The following is a 15,160-nucleotide window of genomic DNA, read 5'->3' as shown; positions in this document are numbered from 1 at the left end:
ACGTTCTTATGGCCGATAAACCCTGCCAGCACATCCTGCAACTGGAAACACTGGTACACCCGAAAAAACACGAATGTGAGGAATGCGTCAAAACCGGCGGCACCTGGCTGCACTTGCGCACCTGCCAGACCTGCGGCGGCACTTTTTGCTGCGACAGCTCCCCTTCCCGCCACATGACCGCCCATTTCCACGCTACCGGGCATCCCGTGGTGATTTCCGCAGAGCCGGGGGAACGGTGGATATGGTGCTACGAAGACCAAAGTTTCGCGGAATACTAGCGGCCACTTGCACATGTTATATATTTAACATATATTTAAGACAAATCCTATCCTATGAAAAACGTATCCGCTACTTTTCTCGCGGTGATGCTTTTGTTTGCGACCGTATCCAACAGCTTTTTCTGCGGGATCCTGGCCTATAACTGGATCGATCCGTCGACCGTGAAAGGCGCGCTGCTGTTTCTTTTCTCCTGGGGCGCGGCTAGCTGCGCGGGCTATCTCATCTTATCAAGTGTTATGAAAATGGTGTTCGGAAAAGTGGAATAAAGGTGGGATAAAAGATTGGAGGGATGGGTTTACTTTTGGGGTTCAAATATTTATCCCACATGAAAAAGATTTCATCCCTGACCTATCTCCTGTTTGCCGCCCTTGTGTTTACCGGCTGTAGCAAAAAAGACGATGAGCCCAAGCCCACGGGCACGCTGAATGGTACTTACCAGTTCGTATCCATGTACCTGAAAGCTAAAACGGAGCAATCTTATGTTGAAGCCGGCGTAACCAACCGGACAGTTTCGGACATTGAGTACACGACCACCGAAAATACCGGTATGATGATCATCGAAGGCAATACCATGACATCGACCGGCCTCGGTTACAAGATCAACGCTACCATGATAGTGGAATCCTTTACCGGAACAACGCCTGATTTTGACGAGCCGTTTCAGGTGCCGTTCAATTTCACTGTGCCCAAATACAACAGCACAGCCACGTTCAAGTATGTGGGAACGGATTCCGTGTTGGCCGAAAAAGGGCTCATCCAGTTCCCCTCCACCGGCCAGGAAATGCCCGTAGTTCCCAATGCATCGAAATTTGCGATCGTGAATGGCGAGCTGATATTCACGTCTGTGATCAATCAATCTTCCTCCGAGGTAATTCAGGGAGTGAGAATGCAGAAGATACAGACGGGGCTTGCCATCGGGCGCTTCAAAAAAATGTAATCAAACGGAAACGTTGCACATAAAAAAGAAAAGGGCCGGTCAAATGACCGGCCCTTGCCCTATTCCGCACCTCCGCCCAAGGCCCTGTAGAGCGCTATCACACCGTCGAACACTTCACGCCGGTGCTGCGCCAGAGCCAGTTCTGCATCGAGGACGTTTTTCTGGGCATTGATCACTTCCAGATAATTGGCGTACCCCGTGGCGAAGAGATCGCGCGAGGTGGATACGCCGGATTGCAGCATGAGCACTTCCGCTTCCTTGAGCTTATATGCCTGCTCGCTGTTGCCGACTTTTTGCAGCGAGGTGGATACTTCCTGGTATCCGTTCACGATGGCCTGGCGGTACGCGTAGAACGCGCTCATACCTTCGGCCGTAGCGATCCGGTAGCGCGACCGGATCTGGTTTTGATTGAACACGGGCGCCGTGAGCCCGCCCAGCGCCGTATACGCGATGGAGGCCGGGCTTTTGAACAGCAATCCCGGGTCGAACGCATTATACCCGATGGATGCGCTCAATGTCAATGTAGGGAAGAACGATGCGCGCGCCGCATTCACGTCTGCCTTTGCCGCCACGAGCTCCAGTTCCGCCTGGCGGATGTCTGGCCGCGCCAGCAACAGTTTCGCCGGGATGCCTTCCGCCAGCTTCGCCGGGATGGGCGCTTCCAGCAGATTTTTTGAGCGGGGCACTTCCTGGGGGAACCGTCCGGCCAGGGCGTTCAGCTGGTTTTCGATTTCCGTGCGTTGCTGCCGGATGCCGAATGCCAGGGCTTTCGTATTCAGAAATTGCGCGTGGAACTGCTGGACCGCCAACGCAGTGGCCCTCCCCGCTTCCTGCTGGATCTTCACCGTTTCCAGCGCGGATTCCTGCAGCAGCACGTTCTTTTCGATAACGGCCAGTTCGTAATCCAGTTCCAGCAAATGATAATACAGCGAGGCGATCTGGGCCGTCAGTTGCGTATACACGAGCCGGCGGCCTTCGGCCGAAGCGAGGAACCTTGCGTACGCGGCCTCTTTCTGCCGCTTCAGTTTCCCCCACAGGTCGATCTCCCAGGCACTGCGCAGCCCCGCGAAATAATCCGGCACCGCCGGCGTGGGAAGGCGCTGGTCTTTATCGATATTGGGTGACAAGTTCGTATCGAAATTGCCGACCCCGTCGATGGTATATTTCCCGAATTTCTCCGTTCCCGCATGCACGCCGGCGTTGAGCGTCGGCAGCCAGGCTTTGCGCGCCATGGCCAGTTGCGCCTGTACGGTTTCCATTTTCTGCACGGCGATGAGCACGTCGGCATTATTGCGGAACGCGGTATCAAGCAGTTGCTGCAGATACGGGTCGGTGAAGAACGATTTGACGGGAAGGAGGCTCACCGGCGCGAGGGTATCCTTTTCCGCCTGCGGCACCGCCGGCAGCTCCGGGGTTTGCAGGGGCTGTGGCGCCTTACACGCGCCCAGGAACAGCAGCAAGGCCGCAGCCGCGATCACGGCGGGTTTCGGTTTCTTCCGCTTCACCTTTATCCTTGAAAACAGTACATACAATCCGGGAATAACGAGCACTCCGAAAATGGTCCCGATCAACATCCCGCCCGCAGCGGCCGTACCGATGGAACGGTTCCCCATGGCACCCGCACCACTGGCGATACACAGCGGGATCAGCCCGGCGATGAACGCGAAGCTCGTCATCAGGATGGGCCGTAAACGGCTCACGCCGCCTTCTATGGCGGCCCTTACCACCGTAAGGCCCTGTTTCTGCCGCTGTACCGCAAATTCCACGATCAGGATGGCGTTCTTGCCCAGCAAACCAATCAGCATCACCAGCGCCACCTGTGCGTAGATGTTGTTTTCCAGTCCGGCGAGCTTGAGGCAGAGGAACGCCCCGAAAATGCCCGCGGGCAGCGAAAGCAGCACCGGCAGCGGCAACAGGAAGCTTTCGTATTGCGCAGCCAGCAACAGGTACACGAACAGGAGGCATATCCCGAAAATATAGATGGCCTGGTTGCCGGAAAGCACCTGTTCGCGCGTCATCCCGCTCCATTCGAAAGAGAATCCGCGCGGCAGGGTCGCTTTCGCCGTTTCCTCGATGGCCCTGATGGCGTCGCCGCTGGAGAACCCTGGCGCCGCGTCGCCATTGATCATGGCAGACATGTACATGTTGTAGCGCGTGAGGGTTTCAGGCCCGTACACCCGCTCCAGCCGCACGAAGTTGGAGAAGGGCACCATTTCGCCGTGGTCGTTCTTCACATGCAGCAGCAGCACGTCTTCCGGCTTGGTGCGGTATTGCGGCGAGGCTTGCACCATCACCTTATACATCTGTCCGAAACGGATGAAGTTGCTCGCGTAGAAGCTGCCCAGCAGGGTTTGAAGGGTGCTCATGGCATTATCGATGCTCACGCCCTTTTTGGCCGCCATGGCCTGGTCTACGTGGATCATGTATTGCGGGAAGGCCGGGTCGAAGCTCGTGAAGGCGCTCCCGATCTCGGGGCGCTTCTCCAGCGCGGCGATGAATTTATTCGTGACTTCGGATACCTGTTCCAGGTCGTCGGCCCCGGTCCTGTCCAGCACGCGCAGCTCGAATCCGGAAGCGTTCCCGAAACCCGGCACCGTCGGCGGCGGGAAGTATTCGATGGATGCGTCGGCGATGTTGCGCGTCCGCTGCTTCAGCTCTTCGATGATTTCGTTGACCGACTGTTCACGGTCGCCCCAGGATTTGAGGTTGATCATCCCCATCCCATAAGAAGCGCCTGCTACTTCGTTCACGAGGCTATACCCCGCGAGGGTGGACACCGATTCTACCGCATCCATTCCCGCAGCAGCGGCCTGCACGGAATCGAGCACTTTCTCGGTACGCTCCACCGTGGCGCCGTTGGGCGTGGTCACGTTCACGTAGATCATGCCCTGGTCTTCCCCGGGAATGAATCCCCCCGGCAGAATAGCCGCCGCGCCCCAGGTGAGCACAAAGAACGCGATGAGCGTGATCAGCGTCAGCACCCGCTTTCCGGCGATGGCGCCTACGATGCGCTTGTATTTGTTCTCGGTTTTGTTATATCCGCGGTTGAACATGTTGAAGAACCACTGCAACGGATTGGTGCGCATATGCCCGTTGGGATCGTGCTTCAGCATGAGCGCGCAAAGCGCCGGCGTAAGCGTGAGCGCGTTGATCCCCGAAATGATGATCGCGAAGGCGAGCGTGAGCGAAAACTGCCGGTAAAACACGCCCACCGGCCCGCTGAGGAACGCCACCGGAATAAACACGGCAGACATCACCAGTGTGATGGCGATCACCGCCCCGCTGATTTCCTTCATCGACGCCAATGTTGCCTGCAGCGCGGGCAAATGCGTTTCCGTCATCTTCGCATGCACCGCTTCCACCACCACGATCGCATTATCCACGACGATCCCGATCGACAGCACCAGGGCGAATAGCGTGAGCAGGTTGATGGAAAAGCCCATCAGTTGCATGAACGCCAGCGTACCGATCAGCGCCACCGGGATGGCCAGGATGGGGATCAGCGTAGAACGCCAGTCCTGCAGAAACAGGAACACCACGATCCCCACCAGGATGAACGCTTCAAACAGCGTGCGCAACACCTCGGCGATAGACGCGTCGAGGAAGCGGGACACGTCGTAGTTGAAGTTATACGTCATGCCCGGCGGGAACGACGATGCCTTCAGTTCTTCCATCCGCAGCTTCACATTCTTGATCACATCCTGCGCATTGGAGCCCGGCCGTTGTTTGAGCATGATCGAAGCGGAAGGTTTCCCGTCCGTTTTCGACACCATCCCGTACGTCAAAGCCCCGAATTCCACGTCCGCTATTTCTTTCAGCCGCAACACCGACCCGTCTGGATTGGCGCGGATGATGATATCGGCGTACTGATCCGGCTCGAAGTATTTACCGGTATAGCGAAGCACATATTGCAGCAATTGCGCCTGCTTGTCGGAGCTTTCGCCCGTTTTGCCGGGCGCGGCTTCGATGTTCTGCCGGCGGATGGCCTGTACCACTTCATCGGCAGACACGTTGTAGGCCAGCATCCGGTCGGGCTGCAGCCACACGCGCATGGCGTATTCCTTGGCGCCCATGATCTCGGCGAAGCCCACCCCGTCGATACGCTTCAATTCCTTCAGCACGTTGATGTCGGCGAAGTTGTAGATGAAGTTTTCGTCGAGCGTGGAGTCTTCGCTCATCACGTTGAGGTACAGCAGCATGGAGTTCACTTCCTTTTCGGTCGTAACCCCGGCTTTGATCACCTCTTCGGGCAGTTCGTCGATGATGGTAGACACGCGGTTTTGCACGTTCATGGCCGCCTGGTCGGGATCCGTTCCCACCTTGAAAAAGACGGTGATGAGCGTGGTGCCGTTGTTGGAGGAGACAGACGTCATGTACGTCATGCCCGGAACGCCGTTGATGGCCCTTTCCAGCGGGATGGCCACGGCGTTGGCGCACACTTCGGCGTTGGCGCCGGTATATTTGGCCGTTACCGTAACGGATGGCGGCACGATATCGGGGAACTGGGTGACCGGCAGCCCGAAAAGCGCCAGCAGCCCCAGTAACACTATAAACAAAGAGATCACCAGCGACAACACAGGCCGCCTGATAAAAGTATCGAACATTACGTTTGGTTTCTGGTTACGATTCAATCTGTCTTACAAAGCCTTCACCTGGCCGGTAGCCATGAGTTTGGGACTGATCTTCATGCCTTCCCGCAGATTGCGGACGCCTTCGAAAACGATCTTTTCGCCGGCCTTCAGGCCCGCATTCACGAGATAGGAATGCGAAATCCGCGCTCCCGGCTCAAATGCGCGCATCTTCACCGTATTGTCCGTTTCCAGCACGTATACATAGTTTTTGTCCTGCATCTCGAACACCGCTTTCTGTGGCAGCAGCAGGCAGCTATCGATCCGGTTGGTGAGCGTCACCTTCCCGCTGGCGCCGTGTTTGAGCACCTGTTGCGGGTTGGGGAAGCGCGCCCTGAAAGCGATAGACCCCGTATTTTCCTCGAACTCGCTTTCCACGGTTTCCACATGGCCGTCGTGATGGTAATCCGAACCATCGGCCAGCACGAGCGATACGCTCCGGCGGGCGTCGCTGCCGCTGCGGATGAACTCGAGGTATTCGGTTTCGGACACATTGAAGTAAGCGTACACTTCGTGGATGTCGGACACGGTGGTGAGGAGGTTCCCTTCGCTCACGAAGCTGCCTGTTTTAAGGGGGATCCGGTCGATGAACCCGTCGAACGGCGCGCGGATGCTCGTGTACGACAACTGTGTGGCCGCGTTGAACTCGGCGGAGCGGGCTTCTTCGATCCTGGCGTTGAACGCGGCGAGTTTGGCCTGGGCTACTTCCAGTTCGGAGGCGGAGATCACTTTTTTGGTGACGAGGATGTTGACGCGGTCCACTTCGAGGCTGGCGGCCTTCGCTTCGGCGATGGCGCTGCTGAGTGCCGCTTTGGCGCGGGCCAGTTCGGCGCGGCGCTCTTCGTCGTTAAGGCTGAAGAGCAGTTGGCCTTTTTTCACCTGCTGGCCTTCGTCTACATATATTTTATTGAGAAACCCGTTGATGCGGGCCCTTACGTCTACGTTGCGCACGGCCTGGATATCGGCCACATAATGGCGGTGAAGGACGGTGTCCGTTTTTTCGAGCTTGAGGACGGGGAACGATTGCAGGTCGTTTTCTTTGTTGCCGGAATCTCCTTTGGTGACGCAGCCGGTCAAAGACGCGGCTACAAGGGCAATAGCGATGCCTCCTGTTATCTGGTGCATAATAGGTAAAAAAGATTTATGGGGCCGGAGGAACGTACGTTTCCGGCCGCGTTTAGGAAAATGCAGAACTGGCGCCCATGGCGGGCGCGGGTGTGATCAATGTCGTAAAGTCAGGGGAAGGAATGGCTCAGAATAGCGTGAACCGGAAGAGGAAATTGTAATAAGCCGGGAGGAAGGCGTCTTGTTGAAGGTAAACGCCTGTCTTCTTCTCCTCCATTTCCGGCCGGAAAGTCCTGTCTGTCTGGTCCGGCGCCGCCTGTTGCGTAAAGTTGAATTGTTTGGAAGCAGCGCTAAGGTAATATCTTCCACGGCGGCGCGATTGCTTCGCCCGAACGCTGGCATCGTCGTCTTCCAGATTGTTGATCAGGAAAGCCGACGGCACTTCTACTTCGGGCTGCAGATCGATTTCGATCATGTGCACGTCTACGGGCATCACGCCGGCGTGCGCCGGAATAACGAATCCCGCGAGGTGCTGGATACAAACAAGAAACAGTAAGAACAATATTTTTCTGTTGATCCTCATGAGTATGCGATACAATTCATCCAACTGCAAAAATATACAACGCGGTTGTAAAACCTATCAAAAGAGGATCAACGGTCGGGCTTTTAACAAAAAGTTAAAATGATCATATGTCCAAAACCCTCCACAACGGCGGATTTCACAACACATAGCACATTCGTCCCGCATCAGGATGATTGGCATCGATAAAAAGTACCGTTACTATTGCATGGAAGCGATGAATGCGGACAGGTAAGGTGCGGTTTTGCTTTTTGGGGAATCCGCTACGGTCGACGGTGGCCCTTCCGCCACAATGTTCCCTCCTTTCTCGCCCGCGCCCGGCCCCATATCGATCACCCAATCCGCCCCGGCGATCACCCGCATATCGTGCTCCACCACGATCACCGTGTTCCCCGCCGCCACGAGCCTTTCCAATTGTAACATGAGCTTGTCTACGTCTGAAGGGTGCAGCCCGGTTGTGGGCTCGTCCAGCACGTACAGCGTATTCCCCTTGCCCGTGCGCTGCAATTCCGTCGCCAGCTTGATGCGTTGCGCCTCACCCCCGGAAAGTTCCGTTGCCGGCTGGCCCAGGCGCAGATATCCCAGTCCTACATCCCGGAGCACCGCCAACGGGCGCTGCACGCTATCGTCCCCGGCGAAGAACGCATGCGCCTTGTCAACCGTCAGCCCCAGCACTTCGGCGATGTTCTTATCGCGGTAAGTTACTTCCAGCGTTTTTTCATTGTACCGTGCGCCGTGGCAGGTGGGACAAGGCGAATAGACGCTGGGCAGGAACAGCAGTTCGACCATCACGAACCCCTCACCCTCGCATGTTTTGCAGCGGCCTTTGGCCACATTGAAGGAGAAGCGGCCGGCGTCGTATTTACGGCTGCGCGCCATGGGCGTTTCCGCGAAAATCTTCCGGACGTGATCGAACAATCCGGTATACGTGGCCAGGTTGGAGCGCGGCGTTCGCCCGATGGGCGCCTGGTTCACCTGTACGAGCCGGGCGATGTGCTCCATGCCGGAGGCGATCTGCCCGCCGGCCGGGCCTTGCGCCTGCGGCGTTTCTTCGTGCTCCGTTTCCGGCGCGTGGCCCAATGCGTCTGCCACCAGCTCCACGAGCGCCTGGCTCACGAGGCTCGACTTCCCCGAACCGGAAATCCCCGTCACCGCAGTGAGCAGGCCAAGGGGAAAGGCGGCGTCGAGGCCATGGAGGTTGTTGCGGGAGATGCCTTTCAGCTGCAACCAATCCTTCGGTGTATATGCCGGTCTTTCGGGGATGGACTGCCGGCCGAACAGGTAATTGCGCGTCACGGAGCCTTGTACGCTTTCGAGCCCCTGGGGATCGCCGCTGTAGAGGATTTCTCCGCCGTTGGAGCCCGCGGCCGGGCCTACGTCAACGATCCAGTCGGCCTCGCGGATAACGTCGGTTTCGTGTTCCACTACGAAAAGCGTGTTCCCGGAGGCTTTGAGGCCTTTGAGAGCGCGCAGTAGCGCCTCCGTGTCAGCAGGGTGCAAACCGGCGGAAGGCTCGTCCAGCACATATACCACGCCGAAAAGATTGCTCCTCACCTGCGTAGCGAGGCGCAGGCGCTGCAATTCTCCGGGAGACAGCGTAGGCGTGCTGCGGTCGGGCGTCAGGTAGCCCAGGCCGAGATCCAGCAGCACTTGCAGGCGGGCGCAAATGTCTGCCGTGATGCGCTGCGCCACGATATTGCGCTCCGGGTGCGCGGGATCGGCCTTTTTTTATTGCTGGCGAACGGCGCGAGCGTTTCCGCGAGCTTTTCGAGGGAAAGATGGGCGATTTCGGCGATGTCGCGCCCTGCGAATTTCACCGACAGCGATTCCTTGCGGAGGCGCTTGCCTTTGCAGGTGGGACAAGGCGCGCTTACCATGTATTGCTGCACGCGTTTTTTCATCATCGCGCTTTGCGTATTGGAAAATGTATGCAGCAGGTAGCGCCTGGCGCCGCTGAAAGTGCCCATGTAGCTGGGTTCCATTTTTTGCTTCACGGCCCGTTTCGTTTCTTCCGGCGTAAAACCGGCGTATACGGGCGCAGTGGGCTGATCTTCGGTGAAGAGGATCCAGTCGCGGGTCTTTTGGGGAAGGTCTTTCCAGGGCTTGTCGACATCATACCCCAACGTGACGAGGATATCGCGGAGGTTTTGGCCGTACCATGCCTGTGGCCATGCGGCGATGGCGCGCTCGCGGATCGTGAGCGAGGGGTCGGGGACCATGGAGGCTTCGGTGGCGTCATATGTCATGCCCATGCCATGGCAGGTGGGGCAAGCCCCTTCGGGGGTGTTGGGGGAAAACGCTTCCGCGTGGATGATGGGCTGATGGCGGGGGTATTCCCCGGCGCGGGAGTATAGCATGCGGAGCAGGTTGCCGAGGGTAGTGACGCTGCCGACCGACGAGCGTGTGGTGGGCGCGCCGCGCTGTTGCTGGAGGGCTACTGCGGGAGGCAGGCCGTCGATTTCATCTACGTCGGGAACGGACAGCTGGTGAAAGAGCCGCCTGGCGTAGGGGGACACAGATTCGAGATAACGCCTTTGCGCCTCGGCGTACAGTGTGCCAAATGCCAGGGAAGATTTCCCCGACCCCGAAACGCCGGTGAAAACCACGAGCGCATCCCGCGGGATTTCGAGGTCTACGTTTTTGAGGTTGTGTTCCCTTGCGCCGCGGACGGTCACGAACCCGGGTTTCGGTGTATGATGATGAGCCATATCTAATGTATTCACCGCAAAAATACGAACGGGCCGGGAGATCATCCCGGCCCGTTCAATTTTATTGGCTAATTCAGCTGTGACTGCTGCAATCGCTGCGTGGCTACAATAATGCGCATCATGCGATATTCCGGTATTTCCAGCAGTTCCGACAACTGCTTGACGTCTTCGACAGAAACACTGCCGATGTCCGTAAACCATTCGCGCAGCTGCGATTCCGAAATATGGGTGTCGCGGCTGAGCTCATGCAGCGGAACTGCAAGGTATAACTCCTGATACGTCGTGATTTTGTTTTCCCAGATTAGGTTGCGGATAATGGTATACTGCTCGTGTATCATAAGGTTCAGCGTTGTGTTGTTCGTTTAATAACAAATAGTAGGCCTGAATGTTGGGGTGAATATTTAAATATTTGAAAATTAATCGGTTAACTTTTTCACAATAGACATTTTGACAGGGCCACAGGTGGGAAATTTCGTCCACACTGTAGCTGCTGAAATAAAAATAGATAATCTTTTCTGCAAAACATAGACCTTGTTTTCCGAGGTGCGGAAATAGTTTCCCACAAATAAAAAAAGACCGGCGAAACGTACGTCTGCCGGTCTTTTTCGTTATTCTTCACTCCTGAAATCCTTACCGGATCAAGGTTCCATCCAAACGAGATGTACCTGCTTGGCCTGGTGGATATCGAGGCGAAGGGTCACAAAAATATTCTGGTCTTCGTTGAAGTCAGAAATGGGCGTCAGCGCCAGGCGATGGTCTTTGCGGCCGGTGCTTTCACCAAAAAGGAACGTCCGGGCGGGGATCATTTCTTTTTCCAGGGGGAAGTAGAACGCATCGCAGGCCTTGAGGCCTTTGACCTGTTGGGGGTCCTTCCCTTTCTCGATACGTTTGTCATTCTCCTCCACGTCGTTGTACAGCACAAATTCCTTGCCTTTGGAGCGCAGCAGCGTAAAGGTCTTGTATTGGTCGCCGTCGTTCAACACCACGGCGCGGCCTTCGCGCTGGCGGTGGTAGAAGGTGGGCGGGTGAGCAGACCACATGTGATGATCTTTAGGCAGGTACCAGCTGTTGGCCAGCTTGCGATCGGCGGTGTAATGCATCAGGCCGAGGTGTTCCACTACGGTGTAGGTCCTGCTGGAACCGCCTCTCATGCTGAAAGACCCATTGGCGCCTGCAACGGGCGTGCTCATGGACGTATGTGTCACCTGGCGGATCTCCTCCATGGCAATGGTATAGCTGCCGTCTTTATATACGAACATGTTTACCGGGGTACCGGTAAACTTCTCCCTCCGTCCGAAAACGGCCGTGGCCTTGTTCTGGATGGCGATAGGATAGATTTCATCGTGCTCTTTGGCGGTCAGCCTGGCGGGGTCCATATGGAAAAGCCAGAGCTCGCCGCGGCCGTCGCTGTTTTTATAGGGCGCGAATGCGAGGAGCATGATCTTGTTGGTAGTGGCATTGTAGCGCAGCATGCCTTTTTTGAGGTCCTGGTCGTGGGTGAACTTCAGTTCCGTCAGCTTCACTTCGGCGTCTCCCGCCTTCAGTTCGGCCATGATTACCGTGTTCTCCTTTCCGCCGCTGGCACGGGTATTACGTGCATAACCCAGGCAATAGACCGTATTGCCTACGAAGGTCATGTCCATATAATTGATATACTTGTACTTTTCTTCCGGTGATTTATAGAATGCACGGGCCAGCTCTTTATGGTCGCCGTCATATATCACCAGTTCCAGGCGTTTGCTACGGTCGCTTTCGAAGCTGTTGAACAGGGCTACGGCGTACTGATCGCTGTTCGGGTCTTTTTCCGAATAGAAATCAGGCATCGCAACGCCTCCGAAAGCCATGGCATACCCATGTCCCATATTCATCTTCTTCAGTTCGCCGATCGTTTCCTCATTAATAATATTGCCTTTCTCACCATCTACCACGAGCCGGTGCAGCACGGGCGTTTTGTCCTGGATTTCGCGGACGAGGAACACCACGTTCCCTTTGATCTCGAACATGGCTTCCACATTGCCGGCTTTCAGCCTGCCGAATTTGGGACGGATGTTTTTGGCGACCTTCTGTTTATGTTTTTCGTCGTAAATCTTAATGTCGATCCCTTTTTTGAGATCGATGACGGCCAGCACGGTATTTCCATTCTTCATCTGGATGATGCGGGCGAAGCCATCTTCCGGCTCCTGGAACGATTTACTGGTGGCTATTTCCTTGAATTGCGGGAAAGCTGCCAATTGTACCAGCATAAGCAGGCTGGTTAAGAAACATTTCATATGTACGGGATTATTTGTTGAACATTCAAGCGGGTCAAACGTTCCGCAAAGATAATCAGCAACTTCCAATCAAAAAGAAACTTTCGTGTGAGGCGCCGCCACGGCATTTCGCGGAATGACCGGCCGCCGCCACGCCCCCTCGGGGCCGCATCCCCCGGAAATCTATCCCGCCCATCAAACTATTTCAGTTTCAAGCTGTTAATTACCCGGCACACATTTCGATTCCCAACTCCCAAACCATCTTTCACCATGAGTCATAAAAACGATAAGGCGGTCGATTACACTGCCGACCCGCACCTGACCCCCGAAGTCAAAAAATTCCTGGACATCCTCAACGCCCCCGGCGGAAAACCCGTGGAAAGCCTTTCCGTTCCGGATGCGCGCAAAGTCCTCGTGGATGCGCAAAAATCGGTAAAAGTTGACCTGTCCGGCGTAAGCGTCGCGGAAAAGACCATCACCGCGGGCGACTACACGCTGCTGCTCCACATCGTGAAGCCCGACGGCGCCGCCCCGCTCCTCCCCGGCTTCCTGTTCATCCACGGCGGCGGTTGGGTATTGGGCGATTTTCCCACGCATCAGCGCCTCGTGCGCGACCTCGTCGTGCATTCCGGCGCCGCAGCGGTGTTCGTGAACTACACGCCCACGCCCGATGAGCATTATCCCCGCGCCATCGACGAAATTTTCGCTGCTACGCAATGGCTGGCCGAAAACGGCAGGGAAATCGGGATCGACGGTTCCAACATCGCCATCGTGGGCAACAGCGTAGGCGGCAATATGAGCGCCGTTACGGCGATCCGGTGCAACGAGAAAGGCGCACCCCGGTTGAAATGCCAGGTACTTATGTGGCCCGTCACCAATGCGGATTTCGACACCAAATCCTGGCGCAGGTATGGGGAGCAAAGATTCCTCACCGCGTCGCTCATGCAATGGATGTGGGGTTTATATACCACGAACGATGCCCAGCGACTGGAGCCCTACGCTTCTCCCCTGCAAGCCACATCCAACCAGCTGAAAGGCCTCCCGCCCACGCTTATCCAGGTGGCGGAAAACGACATCCTGCGCAGCGAAGGCGAAGCTTACGGCCGGAAGTTGTCAGACGCCGGCGTTCCCTGCACCACCATCCGGTACAACGGCGTCATTCACGATTGGGGCATGCTCAACGGGCTGGCCCATCTCCCCGAAACCCGCTCGCTGATTTTGCACGCGGCGGCAGAATTGAAATTCCATCTCGGTTTGTAAACTATCCTTCCAGTTATAAAAAAAACGGTTGCCATGTGGCAACCGTTTTTCGTTATGGGCGTAACAGGACGATGTTCGTTCGCCTGACCGGCCCGTTGATGATCATGAGTTGGTAGACCCCGTCCGGCACGGACGCCGGGATATTCGCCGTTCATGCTTACCAGCTGCATGCGCATCTTTTCGTAGATCACGCCGCCGGATTTTTCGACGATCCTCCCGGTGGTGGGGTTCGGATACATGTGCTGGGCCGTGTACGGTTACAGCGTTTACAAGCAGTTTATAACGGTCACGAATTCTTTATCTGACACACCCGTAAACCAGCTTTTCGGGGAATAAAAACCAAACTTGTCGGGTTGATTTACCGCCAAAGGGAAGTCAGCTCCTCCATGAGGTCGGTAGCTTTGCGGTGATGGAGGTTTCCGGCATTTTGACCGGCCCACACGGCGGAATATTCCAGTTGCCCGGAATCGAGCGCTGCTTTACGGACAGGCGCCATCAGTTGGGATTGTAAAGGGAAAGGCGCCAGTTCCAGTTCCATACCGGCGAAGCGCGCGGGCAGTTGCGTGCGCACCGCGCGCGCCAGGCGCCCTGTGTATACGCGCGTCAATTCGGTATGCTGAGCGGCCGGAGAAAACAACCTGTCGCGGTATGTGGCCGACGCTCCGGATTCCTCACAGGCCAGGAACGCCGTTCCCACCTGTACGGCTGCCGCTCCCAGGCGCAGCGCCGCTTCTACACCCGCCGCGTCTGCAATGCCACCGGCCGCCACAATGGGCTTGCGTACCTTCCAGCGCAGCTTTTGCACGAGGGCGAACGTTCCGTGCAGCGAATCTTCCGCTGGCTCCAGGAAGCTCGGCCGGTGCCCGCCCGCTTCGAACCCCGCCGCTACGATCACATCTACACCCGCCGCTTCCAGCGCCAGGGCTTCATCGAGCGTGGTGGCCGCACCAGCCGTTACGATCCCCTGCCGGCGGCATTCCTGCAAAATAGCTTCGTCCGGTATGCCGAATACGAAACTGAAAACCGCGGGCTTCACGGCCAGCATGGCCTCCGCCTGGCGCGCGAATTTACTTTCAACGGAAATTACGGGGGAAGGAACGGGAATCCCCAGTTCATCGAACACGGGGCGGAACAACGATTTCACCATATCGAATTCAGCTTCCGTATAATTCCCCAGCGCAGGATCGATGTCAGACACCCAGAGGTTAAGATTCCAGGGCCCGGCGGTCAGTTGCCCCACCTGCGCACCCAGTTCCCGGATCTCCGCCGGTTGTAAAGTATATGCGCCGTACCCGCCGAGGCCGCCCGCGTTCGTTACGGCGGCCACCAGCGCGGGGGTCGACAGTCCTGCCCCCATGGGGCCCTGGAATACGGGGTACCTGATCCCCAACATATCGGTAATGGTATTTGGTCGCATATGCTCCGTTTATCCCGCCAAGTTAGGCCCCTTTCGC

The 15,160-nt window shown here is 56.7% G+C and carries 10 protein-coding genes and 1 pseudogene; 4 read left to right on the top strand and 7 right to left on the bottom strand.

Going from position 1 to position 15,160, the window contains the following annotated elements; translation table 11 throughout:
* Window positions 1-8 precede the first annotated feature (8 nt).
* Genes WJU22_RS17035 through WJU22_RS17025 form a run of 3 tightly spaced genes read left to right on the top strand, consistent with a single transcriptional unit; the run spans window position 9 to window position 1,216 of the window.
* Window positions 9-278, top strand: a complete 270-nt coding sequence (locus tag WJU22_RS17035; RefSeq protein WP_341839381.1) for a UBP-type zinc finger domain-containing protein — start codon at window positions 9-11, stop codon at window positions 276-278.
* 54 nt (window positions 279-332) lie between these two features.
* Window positions 333-545, top strand: a complete 213-nt coding sequence (locus WJU22_RS17030; RefSeq protein WP_341839380.1) for a hypothetical protein — start codon at window positions 333-335, stop codon at window positions 543-545.
* Between the two features lie 59 nt (window positions 546-604).
* Entirely contained in the window at window positions 605-1,216 is a 612-nt protein-coding gene (locus WJU22_RS17025; protein WP_341839379.1) for a hypothetical protein, read from the top strand.
* 59 nt (window positions 1,217-1,275) lie between these two features.
* Here WJU22_RS17025 and WJU22_RS17020 read toward each other — a convergent pair whose 3' ends face one another.
* The 6 genes and pseudogenes from WJU22_RS17020 to WJU22_RS16990 all read right to left on the bottom strand — a co-directional run bounded on the left by WJU22_RS17020 (window position 1,276) and on the right by WJU22_RS16990 (window position 12,467).
* The gene (locus tag WJU22_RS17020; protein ID WP_341839378.1) at window positions 1,276-5,820 is read right to left on the bottom strand and encodes an efflux RND transporter permease subunit; all 4,545 of its coding nucleotides are present in this window, start codon (window positions 5,818-5,820) and stop codon (window positions 1,276-1,278) included.
* A 33-nt stretch (window positions 5,821-5,853) separates the two neighbouring features.
* Complete coding sequence (locus WJU22_RS17015; RefSeq protein WP_341839377.1) at window positions 5,854-6,969, bottom strand: efflux RND transporter periplasmic adaptor subunit; 1,116 nt, start codon at window positions 6,967-6,969, stop codon at window positions 5,854-5,856.
* A gap of 127 nt (window positions 6,970-7,096) precedes the next feature.
* On the bottom strand, window positions 7,097-7,492 hold the full coding sequence (locus tag WJU22_RS17010; protein ID WP_341839376.1) for a hypothetical protein: 396 nt from the start codon (window positions 7,490-7,492) through the stop codon (window positions 7,097-7,099).
* Window positions 7,493-7,690: 198 nt separating this feature from the next.
* Window positions 7,691-10,197, bottom strand: a pseudogene (gene uvrA, locus WJU22_RS27285) (excinuclease ABC subunit UvrA).
* A gap of 68 nt (window positions 10,198-10,265) precedes the next feature.
* On the bottom strand, window positions 10,266-10,535 hold the full coding sequence (locus WJU22_RS16995) for a hypothetical protein (RefSeq protein WP_126243436.1): 270 nt from the start codon (window positions 10,533-10,535) through the stop codon (window positions 10,266-10,268).
* A 300-nt stretch (window positions 10,536-10,835) separates the two neighbouring features.
* A complete protein-coding gene (locus WJU22_RS16990; protein ID WP_341839373.1) occupies window positions 10,836-12,467 on the bottom strand; it encodes a hypothetical protein in 1,632 nt (543 codons plus the stop codon).
* A 249-nt stretch (window positions 12,468-12,716) separates the two neighbouring features.
* Between WJU22_RS16990 and WJU22_RS16985 the strand changes: the two genes are divergently transcribed.
* The gene (locus WJU22_RS16985; RefSeq protein WP_341839372.1) at window positions 12,717-13,706 is read left to right on the top strand and encodes an alpha/beta hydrolase; all 990 of its coding nucleotides are present in this window, start codon (window positions 12,717-12,719) and stop codon (window positions 13,704-13,706) included.
* Window positions 13,707-14,064: 358 nt separating this feature from the next.
* On the opposite strand, the gene WJU22_RS16980 is transcribed toward WJU22_RS16985, so the two are convergent.
* Complete coding sequence (locus WJU22_RS16980) at window positions 14,065-15,123, bottom strand: NAD(P)H-dependent flavin oxidoreductase (protein ID WP_341839371.1); 1,059 nt, start codon at window positions 15,121-15,123, stop codon at window positions 14,065-14,067.
* Between the last annotated feature and the right edge of the window lie 37 nt (window positions 15,124-15,160).

This window comes from Chitinophaga caseinilytica (assembly GCF_038396765.1).
Classification (GTDB): Bacteria; Bacteroidota; Bacteroidia; order Chitinophagales; family Chitinophagaceae; genus Chitinophaga; species Chitinophaga caseinilytica.
Note: the sequence above shows the minus strand (reverse complement) of the source record. Positions and strands in the feature narration are given on the sequence as shown.

What these genes read in the sequence shown, in the direction of transcription:
- WJU22_RS17010 (WP_341839376.1), bottom strand. Translation starts at nt 7,492, where the DNA reads ATGAGGATCAACAGAAAAATATTGTTCTTACTGTTTCTTGTTTGTATC.
- WJU22_RS17015 (WP_341839377.1), bottom strand. Translation starts at nt 6,969, where the DNA reads ATGCACCAGATAACAGGAGGCATCGCTATTGCCCTTGTAGCCGCGTCT.
- WJU22_RS16980 (WP_341839371.1), bottom strand. Translation starts at nt 15,123, where the DNA reads ATGCGACCAAATACCATTACCGATATGTTGGGGATCAGGTACCCCGTA.
- WJU22_RS17020 (WP_341839378.1), bottom strand. Translation starts at nt 5,820, where the DNA reads ATGTTCGATACTTTTATCAGGCGGCCTGTGTTGTCGCTGGTGATCTCT.
- WJU22_RS17035 (WP_341839381.1), top strand. Translation starts at nt 9, where the DNA reads ATGGCCGATAAACCCTGCCAGCACATCCTGCAACTGGAAACACTGGTA.
- WJU22_RS17030 (WP_341839380.1), top strand. Translation starts at nt 333, where the DNA reads ATGAAAAACGTATCCGCTACTTTTCTCGCGGTGATGCTTTTGTTTGCG.
- WJU22_RS16985 (WP_341839372.1), top strand. Translation starts at nt 12,717, where the DNA reads ATGAGTCATAAAAACGATAAGGCGGTCGATTACACTGCCGACCCGCAC.
- WJU22_RS16990 (WP_341839373.1), bottom strand. Translation starts at nt 12,467, where the DNA reads ATGAAATGTTTCTTAACCAGCCTGCTTATGCTGGTACAATTGGCAGCT.
- WJU22_RS17025 (WP_341839379.1), top strand. Translation starts at nt 605, where the DNA reads ATGAAAAAGATTTCATCCCTGACCTATCTCCTGTTTGCCGCCCTTGTG.
- WJU22_RS16995 (WP_126243436.1), bottom strand. Translation starts at nt 10,535, where the DNA reads ATGATACACGAGCAGTATACCATTATCCGCAACCTAATCTGGGAAAAC.